This is a genomic window from Calidithermus roseus, from assembly GCF_003574095.1.
Lineage (GTDB): Bacteria > Deinococcota > Deinococci > Deinococcales > Thermaceae > Calidithermus > Calidithermus roseus.
The window spans coordinates 1-22636 of record NZ_QWLA01000002.1 but is presented as its reverse complement, the minus strand read 5'-3'; the positions used below and the strand labels follow the sequence as shown (position 1 = coordinate 22636).

The following is a 22636-nucleotide window of genomic DNA, read 5'->3' as shown; positions in this document are numbered from 1 at the left end:
CCTCGACCTTCAACACCACACCACCCGCCTTCTGCCCTTCGTCGACGGCTTAGACAACCCCCACGATAGGCTACTGCCATGGAATTCGACTTCGCCCAACTCAAACCCCAGGAACGCTACAAGCTCCTGACCGCCCTGGTGGTGCCCCGGCCCATCGCCTGGGTCACCACCCTCAACCGCGACGGCTCGGTCAACGCCGCCCCCTTCAGCTTTTTCAACGCGATGGGCTCCGATCCCGGCTTGCTGGTGCTCTCGGTGGGCAACCACGAGCGAACCCGGCCCAAGGACACCGCCGCCAATATCAAGCGCAGGGGGTTCTTCGTGGTGCACATGGTCAGCGAGGCCCTGGCTCCGGCCATGAACCTCACCGCCACCGAGTTTCCCGAGGGCATGAGCGAGGTGGAGGCCGCGGGGCTCGAGCTCGCCCCATCCGTTCACGTCCCGGTGCCCCGCATCGCCCAGGCCCCGGCGGGCTTCGAGTGCAAGCTGCACAGCGTGCTCGAGATCGGGCACAACCGGCTGATCATCGGTGAGGTGCTCCAGGCCTTCGTGCACGATGAGTTCGTAGCCGACGCGCACAAGCTCCACATCAAAACCGAAGCCCTCCAGCTCATCGGGCGGATGCACGGGCGGGGCGGCTACACCCGCACCCGCGAGATCTTCGAGATGCCGCGCATCAGCCTCGAGGAGTGGCAGGCCAGGCAAATGGAGAAAACCCCATGAACCCCCAGACCCCCACCCTGGCCCTGACCGGGCTCACCCTGCGCGTGCGCGACCTCGAGCGACAACTGGCCTTCTACCGCGACCTGCTGGGGCTCGAGATCACCCACTCGGAAGGCAACCGCACCATCCTTTCTCCCGCCGGGCGGAAGTTCGCCCTCACCCTCGTCCACGAGCCCTCGGCTCCCCTGCGCCCACAGCCCACGCTGGGGCTGTACCACTTCGCCCTGCTGCTGCCCGAGCGCAAAGCGCTGGCCAGGGTTTTCCGGCGGCTGCTCGAGGCGCGCTACCCCAACTTCCAGGGCGCCTCCGACCACGGGGTCTCTGAAGCCCTGTACCTAGCCGACCCCGAGGGCAACGGCCTCGAGCTCTACCGCGACCGCCCCCGCGGGCAGTGGCCCTTCCAGGGCAGCAAGCTGGCGATGGTGACGAAGCGGCTGGACCTGGAAGACCTGCTCGCCGAAGCTCCGCCCGGTGCACAGCCGCAGGCTGTCCCGATAGGGGATCGACCCCACGGCACCCCCCTCGACCCCGAGACCACTCTAGGCCACATCCACCTGCACGTCGCCGACCTCGACGAGGCCGAGCACTTCTTCCGGCAGTTCGGCATGGAGGTCACGCAGGGCGACTACCCCGGCGCGCGCTTCCTGGCCGCCGACGGCTATCACCATCACGTCGGCATCAACCTCTGGGCCAGGGGTCGCACCGCTCCTGCGGAGTCCACGGGGTTGCTCGAGTACACCCTCTGGCTCGAGCCTGCGAAAAAAGAACGCCTCAGCAGCCTGACCCTGACCGATCCCAACGGGGCTCGAGTGCGGGTCGGTTGAACAGACGGCTGAGGGGTCCCATCCCTCCACCCCGAAGGCTCGAGGCAAAGGGCGAGCCGATGGCCGATGGCCACTCGCGTTTTGCGTTTGGCGTTTCGCGTACGAGGTACGCTCCCTAACTCGAGGGCCCCCCCTCCTCTTCCCAGCGGCCCAGTTCCTCCAGACGCCGGTAAACCTGGTCACGGTACTCGCCTAGCTCGAGTTCGTCGCGGTCTCCGCCCAGGCTCTCGTAGTCCAAGCAGGCTTCCACCAGCTCGTTGAACAGCTGGACGCAGGGGTCAGGGGCCGGAGCCTCGTCTTCCATGCGGCGCACCTCGTCATACTGCTCACCGTACTCGGCGGCTTCCTGCTCCACGCAGCGTCGGAACACCGAATAAGCCAGGTCCACGCGTTGACGAGCTTCGCTCAGGGGCATGGGTAACCTCCTGCTACATTCTGAGCCTAAACCCCCCTGCCGGGGCCTTTCCACGACCGATTGCACCTTTTCGGCTCCAGCAGAACCAAATTCCGGCATGACGCTACCTTTGGGCTGACCCTCGCAAGGTAGCATACGGCCATGTTGAGCCCTCGTCGCAAGACCCCCACCGTGTGGGTCGGCAAAGTTCCCCTAGGCGGCGATCACCCCGTCGCCGTGCAGTCCATGACCAACACCGCCACCGCCGACGTGGAGGCCACCGTCGGCCAAATCTGGGCGCTGGCGCGGGCCGGCTCGGAGCTCGTGCGCCTGACCGTCAACGACGACGACGCGGCCAAGGCCGTGCCCGAGATCAAGGCCCGGTTGCTGGACCTGGGTGTGGACGTGCCGCTGGTGGGCGATTTTCACTTCAACGGCCACCTGCTGCTGCGCAAGTACCCCGCCATGGCCGCCGCGCTCGACAAGCTGCGCATCAACCCCGGCACCGTGGGCAAGGGCAAGCAGCAAGACCCCAACTTCAAGACCATGTGCGAAGTCGCCGTGGAGTTGGGCAAGCCCGTGCGCATCGGCGTGAACTGGGGTTCGCTCGACCAGGGCCTCCTGACCGAGATGATGGACGCCAACGCCAAGAGCACCAACCCCAAGGACGCGCACCAGGTGACGCTCGAGGCCTGCGTGGAGTCGGCCATCCGCAGCTACGAGTGGGCCCTGAACTACGGCCTGCGCCCCGAGCAGGTCGTGCTCTCGGCCAAGATCTCCAACGCCCCCGACCTGTGGTGGGTCTACCGCGAACTCGCCCGCCGCACCGACGCCGTGCTGCACCTGGGCCTCACCGAGGCGGGCATGGGCCCCAAGGGCATCGTGGCCTCGGCAGCCGGCCTGGTGCCCCTGCTCACCGAGGGCATCGGCGACACCATCCGGGTCTCGCTCACTCCCGCCCCCGGCGAGCCGCGCACCCGCGAGGTGGAAGTAGCGCTGGAGATCCTCCAGAGCATCGGAGTGCGCCAGTTCAACCCCACGGTCTCGAGTTGCCCCGGCTGCGGGCGCACCACCAGCAGCTTCTTCCAGGAACTCGCCCTGGAGGTCTCGAGGCGGCTCAACCAAAACATGCCCACCTGGCGCAGCCAATACCCCGGCGTGGAGAGCCTCAAGGTGGCGGTGATGGGCTGCGTGGTCAACGGCCCCGGCGAGTCCAAGCACGCCGACATCGGCATCTCGCTGCCCGGCACCGGCGAGCACCCTCGAGCCCCGGTCTACATCGACGGGCAACTGGCCACCACCCTGCAAGGCAACCACATTGCCGAGGACTTCATGAATCTGGTCAATGACTACGTCGAGAAGCGCTTCGGCAAGGCTGCGCAGCACGGGCAAGACGTGAAACGCTGATTCCTTGAGCCGGGCTGCGGGTAGGATACTCGCGATGGTCAAGTACATCGGCTCCAAGCGTGCCCTGTTGCCCTGGATCATGGGAGCCATCGAGACCATTCACCATCAAGAACCCCTTCGCTCCGTGGCCGACCTGTTTTCAGGCACCGCCAGGGTCGGCCACGCGCTCAAGAAGCGGGGGTTTTACGTCATCAGCAACGACCTCATGAGCTACGCCCACGTGTTGGCCCAGGCCCTGGTCGAAGCCGACGCGGGCGTGTACAGCCGGGAGCGCCTCGAGCCCATCCTTCAGCGGCTCAACGCGCTGCCCCCTCGAGCGGGCTGGTTCACCCGCGCCTACTGCGAACACTCACGCTACTTCCAGCCCCACAACGGCGCGCGCATCGAGGCCATCCGGGAGGGGCTCGAGGCCGAAGCCCAGGGCGACCCCCTCCTGCGGGCCGTCCTGCTGACCAGCTTGATGCTGGCCGCCGACCGGGTGGACTCGACCACCGGCATCCAGATGGCCTACCTCAAGCGCTGGGCCAGGCGTTCGTACAACGACTTGCGGCTGGAATACCCTCCCCTGCTGCCGGGCACGGGGCAAGCCCTCCAAAAGGACGCGCTCGAGGTAGCGCGGGGGCTCGAGGCCGACCTCTTCTACCTCGACCCGCCCTACAACCAGCACTCCTATTTGGGCAACTATCACGTCTGGGAAACCCTCACCCTGTGGGACCGACCCCAGACCTACGGCGTCGCCCACAAGCGGGTGGACGTGCAGCAGCGCAAAAGCGCCTTCAACTCCAGGCGCGAGGCTGGCGAGGCCATGCAACGCCTGCTGGGCGCGATCCGGGCGAGGCATCTGGTGGTCTCCTTCAACGACGAGGGCTTTTTCCGGGCTGGGGAGATCGAGGCCATGCTGCGCGACTGGGGCTACGTCCACCGCCTCAGTCGCCCTCACACCCGCTACGTGGGCGCACGCATCGGCATCTACAACCCCCAGGGCCAGAAGGTGGGCAAAATCTCGCACACCGAGAACCACGAGTTCCTGTTCGTGGCCACGCACAGCCGCAAGGTGTACGAGGCCATAGCCCAGTCGGCGGGCATGGCCGCCGATTAGAGGCTGCTGGCACGTCGAGGGTCGAGGGCGGGTGGCTGGTGGATATCTCCCCTTGGTGAGTAGAGAAAGGGCGCCCAGCGTTCGGTGTTCGACCTACGATCTTCCAGCATTCAAAACCTACCCCCGCAGGAAGTCGAGGGCGGTGCGGGCCAGCAGTTCGGCGGCCAGGGGCAGAGCCCGCTCGTCGTCGATGTCGAAGGCGGGGTGGTGGTGGGGCTTGTCCTTGCCGCTGGCGGGGTCACCGGCGCCCACCCAAAAGTACACGCCGGGGGCACGCAGCAGAAACTCGGCCATGTCGTCGCCGCCCATCATGGGGGGGATCTCGATGAGCTTGTCCCCCACCCGCTCGCGGGCGATGGCGCGGAAGCGCTCGGTCATGGCCGGGTCGTTGACCACCGCCGGGGAGCCCGGTCGCCAGGCGACCTCGGCGCTGCCGCCCATGGCCGAAGCCAGCCCGCTCGAGAGCTCCTCGATGCGGCGCATCAGGTGCCGGCGCAGGCCCGCGTCGAAGGTGCGCAAGGTGCCCTTGAGTTCGGCCTGCTCGGGGATGATGTTGTGGGCTCCCTCCCCAGCGGTGACGGTGGCGATGGTGATGACCGACGAGAGCAGCGGGTCGGTCTCGCGGCTGACCAGGCTCTGCAAAGCAGTGATGAGGTGCGCCCCGATCAGCACCGGGTCGGTGCCCAAATGAGGGGTGGCGGCGTGGGCTCCGCGGCCCCGCACGATGAGGGTGAAAGCGTCGGCGGCGGCCATGATGGGGCCGGGCCGCACCCCCACCATCCCGGCGGGCAACTGGCTCCACAGGTGAAGCCCCACCACCGCGTCCACCCCCTCCATCACCCCGGCTTCGATCATGGGGCGGGCCCCCTGCACGATCTCCTCGGCGGGCTGGAACACGAAGCGCAGCTCACCGGCGATCTCCTCGCGCAGTTCGCTCAAGGCCGCGGCCACGTGGGCGGCGATGGCGGCATGGCCGTCGTGGCCGCAGGCGTGCATGACGCCAGGGTTCTGCGAGGCATAGTCGGCTCCGGTCGCCTCGTGGATGGGCAGGGCGTCGATGTCGGCCCGCACCAGCACGGTGCGCCCTGGCCTGCTGCCTTTGAGCCGGGCCATCAGCCCGGTCGTGGCGATGCCGCGCGTGACCTCCAGGCCGAGGGCCTCGAGGTATTCAGCCAGCTTCGCGCTGGTGCGGTGCTCCTGGAAGGCCAGCTCAGGGTGGCGGTGAAAATCGCGGCGCATGGCGACCATGCTGGGGACAAGCTGGGTGAGACGCTGGGTCAGGTCCATGAGCAGAGCTTATCGTAAAGCGGGCCGCGTGGCGGGGCCCTGCCATGCTTCTCATCCCACACTCGCACGGCTCTAATATCGTTGACAACGGCAAAAATCACTGTTAGCCTGAGCGCGACTTTTTGGAGGTTGTTTTGATGAAGCGATTCTTCCTGCGTGGGGTAGGGCTCGGCCTGCTGGCCGTCCTCAGCGCGTGCAGCGGTGCGGTCAGCGGTCCCAGCGCATCGGGTGGCAGCGTCGCCATCCTCGGCTGGCCGGCGGCGAGCGGCACCCTGCGCTTCCAGAGCGGGACCACCGTGCTCACCCAGAGCCCGGTGGATTCCGGCGGCCAATTGCAGTACCAGCTTCCCACCCCCGACCCCGCCCTGCTCACGCAGCAGAACCTGGTGCCCGACACCTGGCGAACCAAGGGCAACGGCTGCATCGTCAAGACCTCCTACCAGTACAGCCCCAGTACCATCAAGCACCTGCGCGTGGACCTGCTGCCCCTCGACGGCAGCGGCAAAAGCCTGGGCAGCGTGATCCTGGCCAACCAGCAGCCGGTGCTCGAGCCCGGCCAGAAGTACGCCTACCTCGACTACTTCGACCAGGACACCACCATGAAGGGCACCATCGACTGCCCCAGCACCTTCCTGGGCTTCTGGCAGGACGTGACCCTCAACCTCGACCTCGAGGCCAAGCAGGGCTGGAACTACGTCTTGGCCGAGTACCGGGTGGTCAAGGACAAGTGGATCGTCAACATCAGCAGCTCGACCACCTTGCCCGAGGGCATCCGCTGGCGCTTGCAGCAGCCCTGAGCGCTAAGCGCTAATCTGTCGGCCCTCACTCAGCCGTGGGGCTTGTGGCCCGTGGTTTGTCGAGGGTCGAGGGCCAAGACGTCTTGCGTTCCGCGTACGACCGCGCCTTAATCATCCAGCCACACCGTGGCGTAGCCGCTGGTGCGGGGGATGATGCACAAAAAGCTCACCGGCTCGCCGGTGTGGTTTTCATACCAGTGCGGGATGTCGGGAGGGATCAATAGCGCGTCTCCTGCCCGAACCTCCCGCACCTCGGGACCGATTCCTACCCGCATCTGGCCAGAAAGCACGTACTGCTGGTGCTGCACGGTGGGGTGCTTGTGGCGAGGAATCCTGCCCCCGGGAAGCAAGGTAAAACGCCGCACTACTGCGTGCACGGTTCCATCCTCGGGGCCGATGAGGACCTGAACGAAGGCATCCTGGCTGCGCTCGACAGAATGGGCAGGAACACTCTCTTGTGAGCGTACTAAGGCATCCATGAGCACAGTTTATTGGCCCGAATATCGGAAAATAGGAGTAATCAACCCTCGCGTCTAGCAATCATGGGCTTAATGTTTAGCGGTGGGACTACTGCTTGAACTCGGTATAAAAATCCCCTAAGATTTGAAGTACAGCGCCCAAAGGCTCCTGGAGGTTCAAGCATGGCGAAACCCTGGCTGGCACATTACGACCCCGGCGTACCAGAACACATCACCTATCCCGAGGTCCCCCTGTGGCGCTTGCTCGAGCAAAGCGCTCAGAAGTACCCGGACAATGTAGCTCTGGAGTTCATGGGCTACACCCTCAAGTATGAGCAGCTCTGGGAGTCAGTCCGACGCTTCGGTCAGGCACTGCGCTCGCTGGGCATGCAGGAAGGCGAACGGGTAGCGATCATGCTGCCCAACTGCCCGCAGTTCGTGATCGCCTTTTACGGTACGCTGACGGCAGGTGGCATCTGCGTCAATGTCAACCCGTTGTACACCCCCCGCGAGCTCAAGCACCAGCTCAACGACTCCGGCGCTGAAACCCTGGTCATTCTCGACATGCTGTGGCCGCGCTATGCCGAGATCGCCGGGGACGTGGGAGTCAAGCGGGTGATCACCACCGGCATTCAGGACTACCTGCCCTTCCCCAAGAACCTGCTCTTCCCCATCAAGGCCCGCCGCGAGAAGCGCTGGGTCAGCCTGCCCCCCGACCCCAAGCGGCACAGCTTCAAGACCCTGCTCAAGAACAACCCACCCATCGAGCACCCTCACAACTCCAAGCCCGACGACGTGGCCCTGCTGCAGTACACGGGGGGCACCACCGGGCTGGCCAAGGGAGCCATGCTCTCGCACCGCAACCTCGTCGCCAACACCTACCAGGCCATCGCCTGGTATCCGGTTAAGGAGCTCGAGGGCAAGGGCGTGATGCTCGGAGCCATCCCCTTCTTCCACGTCTACGGCATGACCGTGGCCATGAACTACGGCATCGCCGAGGGCTACAAGATCGTGCTGCTGCCCCGGCCCGAGGTCAAGCCCTGCGTGGAGGCCATCGAGAAGCACAGCGTGACCCACTTCCCCGGCGTGCCCACCCTCTACGTGGGCTTCAACAACTTCCCCGGCATCGAGCGCCGCAAAGTGGGGACGGTCAAGGTCTGCATCTCGGGCTCGGCGGCGCTGCCCGTCGAGGTCGCCAGGCGCTTCGAAGAACTCACCGGGGGCAAACTGGTCGAGGGCTATGGCCTCACCGAAGCCTCCCCCTGCACCCACTGCAACCCGGTGATGGGCAAGCGCAAGATGGGGAGCATCGGCCTGCCCATGAGCGGCGTGGAGGCCAAAATCGTCGGCCCCGACTTACAGGAAATGCCTCCCGGCGAGATCGGGGAACTCGCCATCCGTGGCCCCAACGTGATGCTGGGCTACTGGAACCGCCCCGAGGAAACCGCCAAGGCCATCGTGATCGACTGGCTTCTCACCGGCGACATCGCCCGCATGGACGAGGAGGGGTATTTCTACATCGTCGATCGTAAGAAGGACATGATCATCGCGGGTGGCTACAATGTCTACCCCCGCGAGGTGGAGGAAGTGCTGTACGCCCACCCCGCGGTGCAGGAAGCCGCCGTGATCGGCGTTCCCGACGCCTACCGCGGCGAAACAGTGGCGGCGTACGTGGTGCTCAAACCCGGCCAGAGCGTGACCCAGGAGGAGCTCGACCGCTACTGCCGGGCCAACCTGGCCGCCTACAAGGTTCCCCGTATCTACGAGTTCCGCGAGAGCCTGCCCAAGAGCATGGTGGGCAAGGTGCTCAAGCGCGAGTTGCGCGAGCAGATAGCCCAGGAGAAGGTCTCGAGCTGAAGCGTTCGCTCTTTACAAAAGCCAGGGGGGCTCGAGCCTGGAGTCCAGGCTGATCGATGTCTTCTCGCGCCATTGTCTGTTACACTACGGGTCGATTGAAATGTCGCTTCTACGGCAGCTCAAGACCCACAAGCCCCTGTTTGTCAGGTCGTGGCTTTGTGTGTTCTTGCTGCTGGGCTTAACTCTGGCGCAGCCCCTCCTTTCCCTCAACATGGGGATGCCTTCCCCCGAGGGAGCGGTGCACCATGAAATCGGCGAGCCTCCTGCGCCAGCGATGCCTGGGTGTTGCAGCCAGGCACCGATGCTCCCCTGCACCTCGGTGGGCACTTGCGCGGTCTGGCTCAGGGTGGAGGTCTGGCAGCTAATCCCCCAAACACCCCGCTGGGTTCCCCTTACGCCCTCTGCCCTACTTATCCCTCACCCAATTGGCGAAATCCCCGAACCCCCACCTCGAGCCTGAACCCACCTGTCGAGGCACTGCCGGGTACGAGCTCGGCAGCACGGCTGCAAGCTTCATGCTGGTGAGCTCGAGAAGAGCGCAAGCTTGAGATAAGGGGAATTTGGATGACTGTGACAACTTGTTCAGAAGGTGGAGCATGAAGCGGTGGGCGCTCCTGAGCTTCCTCATGCCGGGCCTGGCCCTGGCCCAAGCCCACATGGGCCAGATCGCCACCCGCGATGCGCACGCTCTGCTGTGGCTTCCCGACGGGCGCATCCTGCTCGGGCACCACGACGGGATACAGGTCTCTGGCGATGGGGGAAAGAGTTGGCAAGACCTGGTGCGCAAACCCAATTGGGATGCCATGAACCTGGCCTGGGACGGCAAACGCCTGATAGTAGCGGGGCACGAAGTCTACTTCGAGAGCAACAACCTGAGGGATTTTCGCCCACTCAAGCCCAGCGGGCTTTCCGGGCTCGATCTGCACGGCTACGCCGTCCACCCGCAAAACTCCCTGCTGCACTACGCCTACGAAGCCGCAAGCGGTCTGTACATGAGCCAGGATGGGGGCAAGCGCTGGAGCAAAGCCCCCCAGGGCAGCCCGGTGATGGCGGTCGGGCTGGACGGCAGGCTATATCTGGCTGTACCAGGGTTAGGGTTGCTCCAAAGGCAAGGGCCACGTCTTGAAGCCATCGCCAGTCCTGAACCCGAGGTTTACGTGCTCCGGGTAGCCCCGGACGGAACCCTCTATGCCGGGGGTAAGCAGGGGCTTTGGCAGCGTACTACCTCGAGTTGGAAGCGGGTTGCTGCTGGGTCGGTGCTTGCTTTGGCGGTAAACCCCAAGAACCCTACCCAATTGGTGTGGGTGGATAGCAATGGCCGGGTGTGGCGGAAATGATGGGGTTATACGCCGATCGAGGTCAGGGACGGGAGAACCCAACGCGATGAGAAACCTTCATCCCTATCTGGGCCTGGGGTTCCTGGCTGGGTTGGGACTGACCCTGGTGCTGCTCGGCCCGCAACTGGCGGGGCTGGCTCCGAGCCTCTATGCCCTGGCCAACCAGCCCTACACCTGGCTGGCCGAACCCATCAACACCCTGCGGCTTGGGCTGGGGATACCCCTGTTGAGCGCGTTCTTGCTGGGCTTGCTGGGGGCCCTCGCCCCCTGCCAGCTTTCCACCAACGCCGCTGCCATCTCCTGGTTTGCCCAGGATGCGCTTCAGGCCCAGGGATCAGCCTGGAGGCGGGTGGGGTGGTTCTTGCTGGGCAAGGCGCTGGTCTACCTGTTCCTCGCAGGTATCGCGGTGTGGGTCTTCGGGGGCACCTTCACCGCACCCGGCGCGCTCTTCACCGGCGTCCGCCGGGTGCTGGGGCCGCTGATGGTGGTGATGGGCTTCCTGCTGCTGGGGCTGATCCGCCTGCCGGGCCCGAGCCTGGGGCTGGGCCAGCTGGGAGCCTGGGCCCAGGCCAGGGGCGGCAGCCTTGGCGCTTTCACCCTGGGGGTGGCTTTCGGGCTGGCCTTCTGCCCCACGATGTTCTTCTTGTTCTTCGGGGTGATGCTGCCCATGGCGGTGGCCTCGAGGGTGGGGCTGATATTCCCCGCGCTCTTCGCCCTGGGCACGGCAGTGCCGGTGCTGCTCATCCTGGCGCTGCTCGACCGAGGCAAGCCCAAAGGCGAGGTGTTGAGCGGGATGCGCCGTAGCGGGCGCCGGCTAAACCTCGCCGGCGGAGTCGTTCTGGTCCTGGCGGGGCTCTATGACACCCTGATGTACTGGTTCGTGTAAGGAGCACCGCTGCGGACCCGGATTCGAGTAGCGGGGATCATGGGAGATGGTGATGAATCTCGTGCTGACGACACGGATGCTGTTGACGCTGACCCTGTTAGGGCTGGCCCTGGCGCACGGCCCTGGGGTTTTCAGGGCGGAGAACCCTCGTGTCCGCCTCGAGGCGGGCCAGGCTTACGTGTATGCGGCGCTGGTCAACCAGGAGAACAAGGCAGTGAAGGTGATCGCAGCCGATTCGCCGGTGGCCCAGAGGGTGGAACTGCGCCAGGGGAATAAGGTGATCCAAACCCTTGAGGTGCCAGCCAGGGGCCGGCTGGAACTCAAGCGAGGGGGTTACACGCTGGTGCTGCTCAAGCTCAGCCGTTCCCTCGAGCCCGGTGATCTGGTGCCCATCCTCCTGCGTTTAGACGACGGCGATGTTTTCGCGGTGCTGGCGGAGGTGAGGAGGTGAAACCGTGACCCTTTCCACGAAAACCCTGCGGCGGGGGCTGCTGGCCCTGGCTGGCCTGCTCCTGCTGGCCCTGCTGCTAATCCTGCTCTACCCGCGGTTTTTACCGACTTACCAGCCCTTTGGCACCCGGCTGCTTCCCCCCAGGGTGGCCTACGACTTCAACCTGACGGCTCAGGGGGGCCAAAGCTACAGACTCTCCGACTTCAGGGGCAAAGCGGTGCTGATCTTCTTCGGCTATGCTAATTGCCCGGACGTGTGCCCACTTACCATGCTCGAGCTGGCCAGGGTCTACCAGGCTCTCTCGCCCAGCGAGCAGGCCAGGGTGCAGGTGTTGATGATCACCACCGACCCCAAACGCGACACCGCTGAGCTGATCGGGCGCTATGCCCGAGCCTTCGACCCCAGTTTTATCGGCCTGAGCGGCGACCCCGAAACGATAGCGGCAATCGCTAAAGCCTACGGGGTCGGCTATTTCACGCAGAGCGCCGAATCGCCGGAGCAGTATCTGGTGGCCCACACCTCCGCGGTCTTCCTGGTAAACCCCAAAGGGCAGCTCGAGCTGATCTACTCCAGAGGCAAGACCGCCCAGACCGGGCAGATGGTGCAGGATGTGCACTGGGTGCTCTCCCGAAGGTAAACGGTGATTTTAGCGACGAATACCGCGCGGTAGATCACCTGCCCTAGCAGGCCCACTGTGGAGTCGCTGACCCTCGAGTTCTCTCCAGGGTTTAACCTGAAAGCATGTACCGCATTGGCGAGCTCGCCAGGGTGGCCGGCGTCAGCCGTGACACCCTGCGCTTCTACGAGCGGGAGGGCTTGTTGCGCCCGGAGGGACGCAGCGAGGGAGGCTACCGCCTCTACGAGGCCGAGGCCGTGCGGCGCCTGCGCTTCATCAAGCAGGCCCAGGCCCTGGGTCTGACGCTGGAGGAGATCAGGGCGGTGCTCGAGGTCATGCACGAAGGCCGCCCCCCCTGCGCCGACGTGCGCCGGGTGCTGCGCCAGAAGGTGGCCTTGCTGGAGCAGCGCATCGCCGAACTCACTGCCCTGCACGATGCCCTGGCCTCTCGGCTGGAGTGGGCCGAGGCCCACCCCGATCCCGCCTGCGACGGCAAGGACCACTGCGTCTACCTGGACTCCACCCTGGCCTGACCTCCACCCCCTTGACCCTGGAGCCCGCTCCAGGGTTTAGGGTGGGGCCATGGAGAACACACGACAGTACAGGCTCAAGGTTCCGGGGATACACTGCTCAGGTTGCATCCGCACGGTGGAAGCTGCTCTCAAGCGCGTGCCCGGAACGGTGCGGGCACGGGTGGACTACCTGCGCAAGGAAGCTACGGTGGCGGGGGAAGCCCCCCTGCAAGCCTGGCTCGACGAGCTGCAAGCCGTGGGGTATCCCGCCCAGGCCATTCCCGAGGAGGCGCGATGAGCTACGACCTGCTGATCGTGGGCAGCGGCTCGGCGGGGGTGGCCGCGGCTTTGGAGGCGGCCTCGAGAGGGGCCAAGGCCGCGGTCATCGAGGGCGGGGTCCTGGGCGGGACCTGCGTCAACGTGGGCTGCGTGCCTTCCAAGGCCTTGCTGCGCGCCGCCGAAGCCTTCCACAAAGCCGGGCGTCACCCCTTCCAGGGCATCCAGACCCAGGCCGAGAGGGTCCACCTGGAGCGGGTCATCCAGCAAAAAGATGATTTGGTGGGCAGCTTGCGCCAGGAGAAGTACGCCGAGGTGCTCCAAGCCGCAGGCGTCCCGGTGATCCACGGCCAGGCCCGTTTTCTGGACGGGGAGACCCTGGAGGTGAACGGGCAGGCCCACAAGGCCCGGCGTTACCTGCTCGCCACCGGTGCCGTCCCGACTCTGCCCCCCATCCCCGGCCTGGCCGAAAGCCAGCCCTGGACGTACCTCGAGGCCCTTTCCCCCGACACGCACCCCAGCACCCTGCTGGTCATCGGCGGGGGGGCTATTGGCCTGGAGATCGCCCAGGCCTACGCCCGGCTGGGGACCCAAGTGACGGTGCTGGAAGCCACCCCCTACCTGCTCCCTGCCGAAGACCCCGAACTCAGCACGCTGCTCAAGGGCTACCTCGAGGCCGAAGGGCTGGAGGTCCACACCAGGGTCAGGGTGCAACGGGTGGAGCGCCAAGGCGAATTCCGGGTACACACCGATGGCGGAACGTACCGAGCTGAGCGCCTGCTGGTGGCTACGGGGCGCAAAGCCCGCACCCAGGGGCTTAACCTCGAGGCCGCCGGGGTCGAGCTGGGCCCACGGGGGGAGATTCGGGTGGACGAACGCCTCAGGAGTGGCAACCCCCGCATCTATGCAGCAGGTGACGCAGCGGGTTTACCCCAGTTCGTCTACGTGGCGGCCCAATCCGGGCGCATCGCGGCTCGGAACGCACTTGGGGGGGAGGAAGCGCTCGAGCTTCAGGCCGTACCCCGCGTGACCTTCACCGACCCCGCCCTGGCGACGGTGGGGCTTACCGAGGAGGAAGCCCGCCAGCGATACGGTTCAGCCATTCGCGTGTCTCGGCTTCCCCTCGAGCAACTCCCCAAGGCCCTGGCGCAGCACGACCCGCGGGGAATGTTCAAGCTGGTGGTGGACGCCGAGGGGGTGGTGCTGGGGCTGTCCATCCTGGCCCCCGAGGCTGGCGACGCCCTGCAGGAGGCGGTGCTGGCGGTGAGGTTCGGACTCAATTACCGCGACCTGATCGACACCTTCCACCCCTACCTGACCCTGGCCGAGGGCATCCGACTGGTGGCCCAAGCCCTAGACACTGAGGTGGGGATGCTTTCGTGCTGCGCGTGAAGGAGGTGGTCCATGACGCCCAACTCCCAGCAGAGCGAGTTGTTACGGCACATCCAAAGCCCAAAACCCGCCCGCTACCAGCTTCTGCGGGCAGACGGGAGCAAGGTCCACGTCTTCTGCGCCTACGATGCGCTGCTTTACGTAGCGCTCACCGGTAAAGAGGTACCGCTCGAGGCCTGGAAAGCGGCTGTACATCAGGTCAACGGTTTGTGCGAACACAAGGAGGGAACATGAAGGTCGAGCTTTTCAGCGCCGGTTGCAGGCTGTGCCAGCGCGCCGAGGAGATGCTCCAGCACCATTTCCCCCAGGTGGATTGGATCATCCATCGTGCCGCAGAGTGCCGTGATGGAAGCTGCTGTGCCCTGGCCGAGCAGTACGGGGTGAGGGCGGTTCCCAGCCTGGTGGTAGATGGCCAGGTGGTGCTGGTGGGGCTTCCAGGTCCGCAGGAGCTGGCCCGCCTGCGGGAAGTTCTCAGCCGGGGGGCCTCACGGTAAGCTTCAGTCGTGACGGTCCGGGCCTTGCTCAACGAATTGGGAAACCGCCTCGAGAGCGCCCACAAACCCAGCCAGGAAGCCTATTGGCTGCTGGCCAAGGCCCTCAGGACCTCTTCCCAGAGGCTTTTGCTGCGCCTGGGCGAGGAGGTCACGCCTGAAGCTGAAGCCAGGGCGCGAAGCTGGCTCGAGCGGCGCCTGGAAGGTTATCCCCTACAGCTCCTGCTGGGCGATGTGGAGTTTTTCGGCCTGAGCCTGGAGGTGCGCGAAGGGGTGCTCATCCCCAGGCCCGAGACCGAGGAGTTGGTGGAGATCGGGCTGGGGTTACTCACTCCACGCCAAAGACCCAGAGTCCTCGACGTGGGCACGGGCACGGGGGCCATCGCCCTGGCCATCAAGCACGCCCGGCCCGACGCCGAAGTGTGGGCTACCGACATCGACCCGGCAGCGGTGGAGCTGGCGCGGGAAAACGCGGCCAGGCTCGATCTGGAGGTGCGGGTACTCGAAGCGCCCTTCACCGCCGGACTCGCCGGCTTCGGCCTGGTGATCTCCAACCCACCCTACCTGCCAGAAGCCTACCGCCAGGAGGCTCCGCCTGAACTGGCCTTCGAGCGCGACGCGGCGCTGTACTCCGGCCCCGATGGGCTCAGCATGCCCCGCGGGCTGCTATCGCAGGCCCAAAAAGCGCTCAAGCCCGGCGGCTGGTTGGCGCTGGAACTCTCCCCTGACAACGCGCCAACCCTGGCCGAGGAGGCAGTGAGTCAGGGTTGGCAAGGGGTTCAGCTCAGAGCTGACCTGAGGGGAAGATACCGTTTTCTGGTGGCCCAGAGCCCTATGCGAAGCTCGCCGTGACCCGCCCGCGCAGCTCCCAATCGCCCTCACTGCTCCAGCGCCGGTAGATCTCCAGGCCGGGGGTGCCGACGGCCTGCTCGAGCTGGGCGTGAGTGTAGCAGAAGACCCCGCTGCCGATGCGGTCGTCCACGCTGTCAAAGCCCCTGAACCAGTCCCACGCCCAGACGCTGTCCTTGACGGCCCTGGTCACGGCACCGGCGATCTTCGAGCACGTGGCGGCGAGATCGGCCTCGGTGGGCTGGGGATGGGCGAAGCCTAGGGTGGGCATCAACCGGTCGAGGCACTCCCGCACCGCCTCGTCGAGGGCCATGTGGCCTTTGGCAATGGCGGAAGCCTGGATGTTGTCCTCCTCCATCAGGAGGGCGATGCAGCCCACCACCCCGCCCACTTCGCGGACGTTGCCGATGGGTCGCTCGAGCGGGATCGGCCTGAGCGCGGTGTTGAACTCCCCGACGAGCGAAGGGACGGCGATCACCTCACCGGGATCGACGTCGTGGTCGGGCAGATTGCTCTGGTTTCTCAGGGTTCCTCGCACCGTGGCCGTACCCCTCAGGGTGAGGAGCGGGCCCAGCCGGGCGGTGTCGCCGTCGATCTTGAAAAACACCGTCCACAAATAAGGTGCGGCGCTGCCTTCGCCCATACAACGAATCTGGTTGAGCTTGAGCCTCACGCTCAGCGCCCGCATCGCGTCCTCCCCTCACTTGAGGGGAAGGGTAGCTCGAGGCGGGTTACCCTGACGTTACAGGGGCAGGCGTCGCAGGGTCACGTTGAGCAGGAGATGCTGGCCCGAGGCGATGCGGATGGTCTGGATGAAGACCTCGTGACCAGGGGCCAGCACCACGACCTCGTGGGTGCCCGGCTGGATGCGGGGAAAGACGAGCACCCGGTCCTGGCCCACCCGCCCGACCTCACGCCCGTCCACGAAGACGATGGCCTGCGCCGAAGAGGTGCGGACCTCGAGGGTAGTCACCCCAGGCGGTGGGGGAACTTCCACGACGACCGGGAAGCACCCGGCCAGCAGCAAGGCGAAAAAGGCGAGAACGAAGCGCAGTCCCATGGGTTCCTCCAGCTTCGATTAAAGCCGCGGAGGGTTTGCGGCTCATGAGGAAAAGGCCAGCAGATCGGACGTCGGACTCTGCGCACCACCTCTGGTATGGTAGGCAGGTATGGACCTGCGACCCTTCCTGGACACCGCCCTTTCCGCGGCCTTCGTAGCGCGGGGCATCCACCAGCTCTACCAGGACAAAGGCTTCACCCAGAGCACCAAGTCCACCCCCACCGACGTGGTGACCCAGGCCGACAAGGAGGCCGAGGCCGCCATTCGCGCCCTCATCGAGCAGCGACATCCCGGCCACGTGGTGCTGGGTGAGGAAGGGGGACAGGAGGGAGAGGGGGAGTACCGCTGGATCGTGGACCCGCTGGACGGAACCGTCAACTACGCCCACGGCTTCCCCTTCTACTGCGTGAGCATCGGCCTCGAGGTGCGCGGGGAGGTGGTGGTGGGGGTGGTGCTGGACACCGCCAGGGGCGAACTCTTCACCGCGACCAAGGGAGGAGGGGCCTTTCACAACGGGCGGCCCATCCAGGTCTCGCAGTCCCCCAAGCTGCTGGGCAGCCTGGTCGCCACCGGCTTCCCCTATGACGTAGCCCGCGACCGCGAGAACCTGACCTACCTCGAGCGCGTGCTCTTCAAGGGCATCACCGTGCGCCGCCCCGGTGCCGCCGCCCTCGACTTGGCCTACGTCGCCTGTGGCCGGCTGGACGGCTTCTGGGAGGTCAAGCTCAACCCCTGGGACGTGGCGGCGGGCCGGCTGCTGATCGAGGAGGCGGGTGGCATGGTGACGGGCATCCACGGCGAGCCCTACCATCTGGGCAACCGCTACCTCGTAGCCTCCAACGCTCGCATCCACCAGGAGTTGCTGGATACGATTCACGGCAGGCTCTGAAGCAGCTTCTGCCCGATGTCCCGCCGGAACTGCGCCTGGGGGAAGTCCACGGCGGCCACGCCCTGGTAAGCGCGCTCGAGGGCCTGGCGCAAATTGGCACCCAGGCCCACCACGTTGAGCACCCGGCCCCCGTTGCTTTGGAGCTGATCACCTACCCGCCTGGTCCCGGCGTGAAAGTAGAGCACCTGATCGGAGGCCTGGGGAGGCAGTTTCAGGGGGATACCCCTGCGGGGGTCTTCGGGGTAACCGGGCGCGGCCAGCACCACACAGGCGGAGGCTCCCTCGCGCCAGCGCAGCTCGAGTTCGCGCAGGCGGCCCTCGGTTACGGCCAGGGCCAACTCGATGAGGTCGGTCTCCAGCAGCGGCAGGATGGCCTGGGCCTCGGGGTCGCCGAAGCGGGCGTTGAACTCGAGCACCCGAATCCCGCCTGGCGTGAGCATCAGCCCGGCATACACCACGCCCTTGTAGATCACACCCTCCGAGCGCAAGCCGGCGATGAGGGGCTCGAGCACGCGCTGTTGCACCTCGCGCAGGGTTTCGGGCGGGAGGGGGTAGGGGCAGACGGCCCCCATGCCGCCGGTCATCTCACCCCTGTCCCCATCGCGCAGGCGCTTGTGGTCCTGCGAGGGGAGCAAGGGCACGATGGTCTGGCCGTCGGTCACGGCCAGCACGGTGACCTCGGGGCCGGTGAGGAACTCCTCGATCACCACCTCGCCCGGCTCGGGTCCGGAGAGGATGTTGATCACCGCCTGCTTGGCCTGGTGCAGCTCGCTGGCCACGGTCACGCCTTTGCCCGCCGCCAGGCCGGAATCCTTGACCACGATGGGCGCCCCGACCTGCTCGAGGTACTCCAGCGCCTCGATGGGGTCGCTGAAGGTGCGGTAGGAGGCGGTAGGGATGCCGTAGCGCTCCATCAGCCCCTTGGCGAAGGCCTTGGAACCCTCGATCATGGCCGCTTTCTGGCGGGGGCCAAAGACCCTGACGCCCCGCTCCTCGAGCCGGTCGGCCAGCCCCTCCACCAATGGGGCCTCCGGGCCCACGATCACCAGGTCGATCGAGTTGCGGGCCGCCCAGTCGGCCAGCTCGCGCACCTCGGTGATGGGCACCAGTTCGGCCAGCTCGGCCATGCCCGGGTTGCCCGGTGCGGCGTAGAGCTTGGAGACGAGGGGCGACTGGGCCGCCTTCCAGACCAGGGCGTGTTCGCGCCCGCCTGAGCCCACTATTAAAACTCTCACGTCGCCATTCTAACGGCTTGTTCAGAGAAGGCCACCCTGCTTACAAAGTTTCCCGCCCTGTAGGGGCCCCTACTCAACCTCGTCACCTGGGGAGAGTGATCCGGATCCCTCGAGGCCCCCCCATTCCTCCTCGAGGAAGGTCAGGAGGGCCTCGAGGCTGGCGAACAGGTGCTTCTTCCCCTTCCCGCCCCGGCTCAAGCTAGCCCGCCAAACCGTGCCCTCCTGGTCCGGCTCCCACCAGATGCGCAGTACGTAGACCTGGCCAGCTTTGGGGTTCATGGGGTCTCCCGTCCTATTGAACCGGGGCGAAGCCCCAGGACACGCTGGCCGCGCCCAGGTTGTCCTCTCCCAGGATCTGCAAGATCAAGAAATCGTCTTGCAGGAACCAGTCAGAAAGCTCAGGCTGCTGCACGATGTAGTGGTCGGAGTGCGCCGGGTACGGGCCGCCGCCGCTGAGCACGAGGCTTTCGGGGATCGGATGCCAAGCGCTCTGGAAGATGCCTGCCGTGGCCTCGACCTGAGCCGTTTTGCCGTCACGATCGGTAAGGGTGGCCACCACATACACCTCGACGTGGACGTTGAAACGGCAGTTCACTGTATCGAGATTGAGGAGTAGGCGCGAGCCCCGCTCGACCGATTCAAAGGGAATCGGGCTACCGCTCCCCAAGAGCTGGTACATGAGCTCGAGCTTCCCGTTCTCGTAAACATGGGCGCTCTTCTCGATGGTTCCGGTGCCGGTAGGGCTGCCCAGGAAGGCGATCCCTCCCGGTCCACTGCTGAAGACCTTGAGGGTGCCGGAGACCCCAGCGCTCCTCTGCGCCTCGTTGATCCGGAGCTTGCCGTCGTCGGCAAGCACGCTATAGGAGAACGAGGCGTTGCCGGTCCATCTGGTGATGCTGGCCACCTCACCGCATCCGCAGCCGCTCTCCTTGGCCACCAGCTTGACCTCGCCGGCCCCCAGGCGATGATGGCGGTCCTGCCACTTGCTGTTGCTGATGATGAGGACCAGTTCCTCCACGTGCTCTTCGGGCTTGTCACGACAGAACTTCTTGCGCTCAAGGGCCGTCCAGTCTTCCGGTGGCCGCCACTGGCCGCCGATCTTCACGATGCCCCAGAGCCGGGCCGTGGGCTCGCCCCCAGCGGCCAAGGGGTTCTCGACGATGAAGGTGCGGACGCTCTCGGAGGTGATCCGGGCGGTGTAGTAGTAGGCCGAAAGGTGATGGACGTCGGCGGGCAGGAGGTCTTCCCCGGCCAGGCCGATCTGGAAGCCGGTCACGATGTTGGCCCCCTTCCCCAGCCCGTCCCACCGCCGGTAGTGGGTCACCGGCTCCTGGTTCCAGTTGTAAAGGGTGAACTCGGGCCAGCGCTCCCTGAAGCCTCCGGGGATGGCGGCGTCCACGACCTCGAGGCTGTCGGCCTTGGTAGCGTTCTCCCAGACGCTTCGCACGATCTCGGGTCGGGAAAGCCCGTACTGGAGGTAGAAGAAGAGCAAGTAGGCCCCGTATTCGTGGTCGTCATTGACCGTCTCCAGCGGGGACTCGGGGATGAGCAGGAATTTGGGAGCAACGCCGTGCTCCTCGTCAGTGGCGGGATAGTCGGGGTCCTGGTTGCTCTTGGGGTAGACGTACTGCTCGGCCCAGGCCGCAGTCGCCTCCAGCAGCCAGCGGTACTCCTCGAGGGAGGCAAAGGGATAGGCCGCCTGGATGGCGTGCATCAACTCGTGGGCTACGTCGGCGAAGGTCGCGGTCCGCTCCAGCAGGATGTAGGCCCAGCTTCCCTGACAGCAGTAGAAGTGCGTCACCGAGCGATTCACGTCGACCAGATAGATGTCGAGCCGCTCATCCCCGCCCCCTTCCGAACAGGTAGCCCCGCAGTCGGGCAGGGGTTCTTTCAACCCCAGGCCGACCGGTATCGCCTCGGTCAGTAGGGGCCAGATGGTGTTGTCGATGGCGTCCGCGATCTTCTGGGCGCGGGCCCCGTCGGCCGGGTAGCGCTTCTGGTACCAGATCTTGACCTTGCCATTCTTGGTCCCCACCGTGCCCCACTCGGTGGTCTGAGCCTTGAGGGACTGGCCCGTGCTCTCCTGGAGCTCGAACCAGCTCCCCGGCTCAGGGGGGGTGAGGAGGAAGGGTTTCAGCGTGGCCTGGGCCTGTGGGGAGAGCTGGCCAAAGGTCTGGGTCACCCTGGCCACCAGCCAGGTGCCGTCGCGCCTGCGGTCGTCGCCCAGGTACTTTCCGGGCAGCCGCTTATCGGCGAAGACCGAGTAAACCTTGTAGACCAAGCCGGTTTCCTGGTCGAGCTCCCCCCGAGCCACTGCCTCGTCGATGAGCTGGAAGCTGCTGGGCCGGTCACCGCCCGGTGGGGGCTGGTTCCCAGGGCCGCCGCACGAGCCCAGCAGGGCCCAAAGAACGGCCATAAACAACCACCGAGCGACTCCGTGAGGTTTGCTTCCCATACTCATTCCCCCATCGAGGCCCCCCTCAGGGCCCACTGCTATTGCCGGTAATAGACATCGAGCGTCCCGTCAGGAAGCACCAGCACCAGTCGAACATCGCCTACGTAGGGATCCTTCTCGACCCTCCACGGGAACGACCTAGGGCGGCCAGCCTTGGGGGAAATCGTCAGCCGGTTCGCCTCGACAGCAAACCTCCCCTCCTCCCTGACCAGAACCTTCTCCTCCAGACTCCCGGTGTTTCGCGAGGTGAACACGAACTCATACGAGCCGTCCGGCTTGAAGTGATAGCGCTTCCTCAAGGTGAGGACGGGGCCGATATCGTCCTGAACCCACACGCCCAATAGAGCCGTAACCATGGCTGACCTCCCTGGGGGGCCCGTTACGGGTCTGGTAGCCGCGATAATCGGAAGCTTCGTGCGGGTTGGGCTGTGCACTTCAAGCCCCGCAACCTGCGCCTGACCGGGCGCAGGGCCAAGAGCCACCCCGCCCACGATAGATAGCCCGATGAGGAGGAGTCGTGAAACGCGCCGGTTATTGCCCCACATCCAAGCCCACACGGGCCGGGGGCCTCTGCCACCAACCCACCCCAGGAGAACTGCTCTCAGGTAGCCTGTTTTCCCCATGGCTCGAGTCACACCTCTGCCGTGTCAGCAGGGAGTGGCCTTGGGGGGACTTGGCTCGGCAATTTTCCCCGGTCGAGGGCCGGACCGGCCCAAGCCAAGCCCCCCTTCACTTACTCCGCGCTTAACGGGTCGCCGCGAGAAACTCCGGGAACCTACCCTCGAAATAGGCCATGTTGTGGAAGACCCCCGTTTGCCCCGGCGTTTCATCGCAGCCACCTCCCTCGGCAGAGCCCCAGCTTACGGACCTACCCTGCACGAGCCCTAATGCCTTACCTGCGCTCGAAGCGAAGCTCCCACCCTGTATTCATCGGATCGGGTGCGGTATAGGCATCGCCCGGCTTCTGCAGGCGACTGAGGTCTACCACGAAAGAAAGTTCACCCTGATCCGAATACCCAGGCAAGGTCGTGGCAATACACCCCTCGTCGGTGCGGATGAACCAGATGACCGAGGGAACCGTCACACTGCCCTCCAAGGTGAAGAAGTAATACCAACCTTAGATAGATAGTCATCCATTGGGGATCCACCTGAACCCCGCCACCCCCCGGATGACCTCGGGGTGCTCCTGGAGATAGACACAGCGCTCTACCAGACGCTCTTGCAAAGCCTCCAAGCTGGGGAAGCTCTCATTGGCCACCGCTTCCCGCAGCAGAGGCACCACCGGCTCCGCCGGGGAGAGCTCCGGGGTGTAGGGCGGTAGGTGCAGCAGCAGCAGACCGG

Annotated in this window: 27 protein-coding genes and 1 pseudogene; 17 read left to right on the top strand and 11 right to left on the bottom strand. The window is 65.6% G+C overall.

Features of this window, described 5'->3' with window-relative positions; genetic code table 11:
* Positions 1-78 precede the first annotated feature (78 nt).
* Together Mrose_RS00840 and Mrose_RS00835 are read left to right on the top strand one after the other, a co-directional pair.
* Positions 79-723 carry a flavin reductase family protein gene (locus Mrose_RS00840; RefSeq protein WP_119275547.1) on the top strand — a complete coding sequence of 215 codons (645 nt, stop codon included), beginning with the start codon at positions 79-81 and terminating at the stop codon, positions 721-723.
* The gene (locus Mrose_RS00835) at positions 720-1547 is read left to right on the top strand and encodes a VOC family protein (RefSeq protein WP_119275546.1); all 828 of its coding nucleotides are present in this window, start codon (positions 720-722) and stop codon (positions 1545-1547) included. Before Mrose_RS00840 ends, Mrose_RS00835 begins: the two co-directional genes overlap by 4 nt.
* 115 nt (positions 1548-1662) lie before the next feature.
* On the opposite strand, the gene Mrose_RS00830 is transcribed toward Mrose_RS00835, so the two are convergent.
* The gene (locus Mrose_RS00830) at positions 1663-1962 is read right to left on the bottom strand and encodes a hypothetical protein (RefSeq protein ID WP_119275545.1); all 300 of its coding nucleotides are present in this window, start codon (positions 1960-1962) and stop codon (positions 1663-1665) included.
* 141 nt (positions 1963-2103) lie between these two features.
* On the opposite strand from Mrose_RS00830, the gene ispG reads away from it, so the two are divergent.
* Entirely contained in the window at positions 2104-3348 is a 1245-nt protein-coding gene (gene ispG / locus Mrose_RS00825; RefSeq protein ID WP_119275544.1) for a flavodoxin-dependent (E)-4-hydroxy-3-methylbut-2-enyl-diphosphate synthase, read from the top strand.
* A gap of 34 nt (positions 3349-3382) precedes the next feature.
* Positions 3383-4447, top strand: coding sequence for a DNA adenine methylase (locus Mrose_RS00820; RefSeq protein ID WP_119275543.1), 1065 nt, complete (start codon positions 3383-3385; stop codon positions 4445-4447).
* Between the two features lie 117 nt (positions 4448-4564).
* Here the strand turns inward: Mrose_RS00820 and Mrose_RS00815 are convergent, their stop codons facing one another.
* The gene (locus tag Mrose_RS00815; protein WP_119275542.1) at positions 4565-5734 is read right to left on the bottom strand and encodes a M20 metallopeptidase family protein; all 1170 of its coding nucleotides are present in this window, start codon (positions 5732-5734) and stop codon (positions 4565-4567) included.
* Positions 5735-5871: 137 nt separating this feature from the next.
* Here Mrose_RS00815 and Mrose_RS00810 point away from each other — a divergent pair, with 137 nt between their 5' ends.
* Positions 5872-6531, top strand: coding sequence for a hypothetical protein (locus Mrose_RS00810; RefSeq protein ID WP_119275541.1), 660 nt, complete (start codon positions 5872-5874; stop codon positions 6529-6531).
* 107 nt (positions 6532-6638) lie between these two features.
* Here Mrose_RS00810 and Mrose_RS00805 read toward each other — a convergent pair whose 3' ends face one another.
* A complete protein-coding gene (locus tag Mrose_RS00805; RefSeq protein WP_119275540.1) occupies positions 6639-7010 on the bottom strand; it encodes a cupin domain-containing protein in 372 nt (123 codons plus the stop codon).
* Positions 7011-7172: 162 nt separating this feature from the next.
* Here Mrose_RS00805 and Mrose_RS00800 point away from each other — a divergent pair, with 162 nt between their 5' ends.
* The 11 genes from Mrose_RS00800 (at position 7173) to prmC (ending at position 15659) form a co-directional block, all read left to right on the top strand.
* Positions 7173-8846 carry a long-chain-fatty-acid--CoA ligase gene (locus Mrose_RS00800; protein ID WP_119275539.1) on the top strand — a complete coding sequence of 558 codons (1674 nt, stop codon included), beginning with the start codon at positions 7173-7175 and terminating at the stop codon, positions 8844-8846.
* Positions 8847-9442: 596 nt separating this feature from the next.
* Positions 9443-10183 (top strand): WD40/YVTN/BNR-like repeat-containing protein, encoded by a 741-nt coding sequence (locus tag Mrose_RS00795; RefSeq protein ID WP_119275538.1) that lies wholly within the window; start codon positions 9443-9445, stop codon positions 10181-10183.
* A gap of 46 nt (positions 10184-10229) precedes the next feature.
* Positions 10230-11069 (top strand): urease accessory protein UreH domain-containing protein, encoded by an 840-nt coding sequence (locus Mrose_RS00790; protein ID WP_119275537.1) that lies wholly within the window; start codon positions 10230-10232, stop codon positions 11067-11069.
* A 52-nt stretch (positions 11070-11121) separates the two neighbouring features.
* A complete protein-coding gene (locus tag Mrose_RS00785; RefSeq protein ID WP_182482620.1) occupies positions 11122-11520 on the top strand; it encodes a copper chaperone PCu(A)C in 399 nt (132 codons plus the stop codon).
* Positions 11521-11524: 4 nt separating this feature from the next.
* Complete coding sequence (locus tag Mrose_RS00780) at positions 11525-12157, top strand: SCO family protein (protein ID WP_245969377.1); 633 nt, start codon at positions 11525-11527, stop codon at positions 12155-12157.
* 104 nt (positions 12158-12261) lie between these two features.
* Positions 12262-12669 carry a heavy metal-responsive transcriptional regulator gene (locus Mrose_RS00775; protein ID WP_119275535.1) on the top strand — a complete coding sequence of 136 codons (408 nt, stop codon included), beginning with the start codon at positions 12262-12264 and terminating at the stop codon, positions 12667-12669.
* A 49-nt stretch (positions 12670-12718) separates the two neighbouring features.
* On the top strand, positions 12719-12946 hold the full coding sequence (locus Mrose_RS00770) for a heavy-metal-associated domain-containing protein (protein ID WP_119275534.1): 228 nt from the start codon (positions 12719-12721) through the stop codon (positions 12944-12946).
* Positions 12943-14316, top strand: coding sequence for a mercury(II) reductase (gene merA / locus Mrose_RS00765; RefSeq protein WP_119275533.1), 1374 nt, complete (start codon positions 12943-12945; stop codon positions 14314-14316). The genes Mrose_RS00770 and merA overlap by 4 nt, the downstream gene beginning before the upstream one ends.
* A gap of 12 nt (positions 14317-14328) precedes the next feature.
* On the top strand, positions 14329-14550 hold the full coding sequence (locus tag Mrose_RS18525) for a hypothetical protein (protein ID WP_147371541.1): 222 nt from the start codon (positions 14329-14331) through the stop codon (positions 14548-14550).
* Positions 14547-14810, top strand: coding sequence for a glutaredoxin family protein (locus Mrose_RS00760; RefSeq protein ID WP_119275532.1), 264 nt, complete (start codon positions 14547-14549; stop codon positions 14808-14810). Before Mrose_RS18525 ends, Mrose_RS00760 begins: the two co-directional genes overlap by 4 nt.
* A gap of 9 nt (positions 14811-14819) precedes the next feature.
* The gene (gene prmC / locus Mrose_RS00755) at positions 14820-15659 is read left to right on the top strand and encodes a peptide chain release factor N(5)-glutamine methyltransferase (RefSeq protein ID WP_119275531.1); all 840 of its coding nucleotides are present in this window, start codon (positions 14820-14822) and stop codon (positions 15657-15659) included.
* Here the strand turns inward: prmC and Mrose_RS00750 are convergent.
* Together Mrose_RS00750 and Mrose_RS00745 are read right to left on the bottom strand one after the other, a co-directional pair.
* Positions 15640-16344 (bottom strand): hypothetical protein, encoded by a 705-nt coding sequence (locus Mrose_RS00750; RefSeq protein WP_119275530.1) that lies wholly within the window; start codon positions 16342-16344, stop codon positions 15640-15642. The two genes, prmC and Mrose_RS00750, sit on opposite strands and share 20 nt — an antisense overlap.
* A 54-nt stretch (positions 16345-16398) precedes the next feature.
* Positions 16399-16716, bottom strand: a complete 318-nt coding sequence (locus Mrose_RS00745; protein ID WP_119275529.1) for a PEGA domain-containing protein — start codon at positions 16714-16716, stop codon at positions 16399-16401.
* 109 nt (positions 16717-16825) lie between these two features.
* Between Mrose_RS00745 and Mrose_RS00740 the strand changes: the two genes are divergently transcribed.
* Positions 16826-17605 (top strand): inositol monophosphatase family protein, encoded by a 780-nt coding sequence (locus Mrose_RS00740; RefSeq protein WP_119275528.1) that lies wholly within the window; start codon positions 16826-16828, stop codon positions 17603-17605.
* On the opposite strand, the gene purD is transcribed toward Mrose_RS00740, so the two are convergent.
* The 6 genes and pseudogenes from purD to Mrose_RS18725 form a co-directional block, all read right to left on the bottom strand.
* Positions 17590-18840: a phosphoribosylamine--glycine ligase gene (gene purD / locus Mrose_RS00735; RefSeq protein ID WP_119275527.1), complete on the bottom strand. Its 1251-nt coding sequence runs from the start codon at positions 18838-18840 to the stop codon at positions 17590-17592. The genes Mrose_RS00740 and purD overlap by 16 nt on opposite strands.
* A 69-nt stretch (positions 18841-18909) precedes the next feature.
* Entirely contained in the window at positions 18910-19119 is a 210-nt protein-coding gene (locus Mrose_RS00730) for a hypothetical protein (protein WP_119275526.1), read from the bottom strand.
* Positions 19120-19132: 13 nt separating this feature from the next.
* On the bottom strand, positions 19133-21256 hold the full coding sequence (locus Mrose_RS00725) for a hypothetical protein (protein WP_119275525.1): 2124 nt from the start codon (positions 21254-21256) through the stop codon (positions 19133-19135).
* 77 nt (positions 21257-21333) lie between these two features.
* On the bottom strand, positions 21334-21651 hold the full coding sequence (locus tag Mrose_RS00720; protein ID WP_119275524.1) for a hypothetical protein: 318 nt from the start codon (positions 21649-21651) through the stop codon (positions 21334-21336).
* Positions 21652-22187: 536 nt separating this feature from the next.
* Positions 22188-22379, bottom strand: a complete 192-nt coding sequence (locus Mrose_RS00715; protein ID WP_182482619.1) for a hypothetical protein — start codon at positions 22377-22379, stop codon at positions 22188-22190.
* A 45-nt stretch (positions 22380-22424) separates the two neighbouring features.
* Positions 22425-22636, bottom strand: a pseudogene (locus Mrose_RS18725) (IS630-like element ISAva6 family transposase); the annotation flags it as partial.

Excerpts from the sequence above, each read along its gene's own strand:
- Mrose_RS00840 (WP_119275547.1), top strand. The coding sequence starts at position 79 with ATGGAATTCGACTTCGCCCAACTCAAACCCCAGGAACGCTACAAGCTC.
- Mrose_RS00835 (WP_119275546.1), top strand. The coding sequence starts at position 720 with ATGAACCCCCAGACCCCCACCCTGGCCCTGACCGGGCTCACCCTGCGC.
- Mrose_RS00830 (WP_119275545.1), bottom strand. The coding sequence starts at position 1,962 with ATGCCCCTGAGCGAAGCTCGTCAACGCGTGGACCTGGCTTATTCGGTG.
- ispG (WP_119275544.1), top strand. The coding sequence starts at position 2,104 with ATGTTGAGCCCTCGTCGCAAGACCCCCACCGTGTGGGTCGGCAAAGTT.
- Mrose_RS00820 (WP_119275543.1), top strand. The coding sequence starts at position 3,383 with ATGGTCAAGTACATCGGCTCCAAGCGTGCCCTGTTGCCCTGGATCATG.
- Mrose_RS00815 (WP_119275542.1), bottom strand. The coding sequence starts at position 5,734 with ATGGACCTGACCCAGCGTCTCACCCAGCTTGTCCCCAGCATGGTCGCC.
- Mrose_RS00810 (WP_119275541.1), top strand. The coding sequence starts at position 5,872 with ATGAAGCGATTCTTCCTGCGTGGGGTAGGGCTCGGCCTGCTGGCCGTC.
- Mrose_RS00805 (WP_119275540.1), bottom strand. The coding sequence starts at position 7,010 with ATGGATGCCTTAGTACGCTCACAAGAGAGTGTTCCTGCCCATTCTGTC.
- Mrose_RS00800 (WP_119275539.1), top strand. The coding sequence starts at position 7,173 with ATGGCGAAACCCTGGCTGGCACATTACGACCCCGGCGTACCAGAACAC.
- Mrose_RS00795 (WP_119275538.1), top strand. The coding sequence starts at position 9,443 with ATGAAGCGGTGGGCGCTCCTGAGCTTCCTCATGCCGGGCCTGGCCCTG.
- Mrose_RS00790 (WP_119275537.1), top strand. The coding sequence starts at position 10,230 with ATGAGAAACCTTCATCCCTATCTGGGCCTGGGGTTCCTGGCTGGGTTG.
- Mrose_RS00785 (WP_182482620.1), top strand. The coding sequence starts at position 11,122 with ATGAATCTCGTGCTGACGACACGGATGCTGTTGACGCTGACCCTGTTA.
- Mrose_RS00775 (WP_119275535.1), top strand. The coding sequence starts at position 12,262 with ATGTACCGCATTGGCGAGCTCGCCAGGGTGGCCGGCGTCAGCCGTGAC.
- Mrose_RS00770 (WP_119275534.1), top strand. The coding sequence starts at position 12,719 with ATGGAGAACACACGACAGTACAGGCTCAAGGTTCCGGGGATACACTGC.
- merA (WP_119275533.1), top strand. The coding sequence starts at position 12,943 with ATGAGCTACGACCTGCTGATCGTGGGCAGCGGCTCGGCGGGGGTGGCC.
- Mrose_RS18525 (WP_147371541.1), top strand. The coding sequence starts at position 14,329 with ATGACGCCCAACTCCCAGCAGAGCGAGTTGTTACGGCACATCCAAAGC.
- Mrose_RS00760 (WP_119275532.1), top strand. The coding sequence starts at position 14,547 with ATGAAGGTCGAGCTTTTCAGCGCCGGTTGCAGGCTGTGCCAGCGCGCC.
- Mrose_RS00750 (WP_119275530.1), bottom strand. The coding sequence starts at position 16,344 with ATGCGGGCGCTGAGCGTGAGGCTCAAGCTCAACCAGATTCGTTGTATG.
- Mrose_RS00745 (WP_119275529.1), bottom strand. The coding sequence starts at position 16,716 with ATGGGACTGCGCTTCGTTCTCGCCTTTTTCGCCTTGCTGCTGGCCGGG.
- Mrose_RS00740 (WP_119275528.1), top strand. The coding sequence starts at position 16,826 with ATGGACCTGCGACCCTTCCTGGACACCGCCCTTTCCGCGGCCTTCGTA.
- Mrose_RS00730 (WP_119275526.1), bottom strand. The coding sequence starts at position 19,119 with ATGAACCCCAAAGCTGGCCAGGTCTACGTACTGCGCATCTGGTGGGAG.
- Mrose_RS00725 (WP_119275525.1), bottom strand. The coding sequence starts at position 21,256 with ATGGCCGTTCTTTGGGCCCTGCTGGGCTCGTGCGGCGGCCCTGGGAAC.
- Mrose_RS00720 (WP_119275524.1), bottom strand. The coding sequence starts at position 21,651 with ATGGTTACGGCTCTATTGGGCGTGTGGGTTCAGGACGATATCGGCCCC.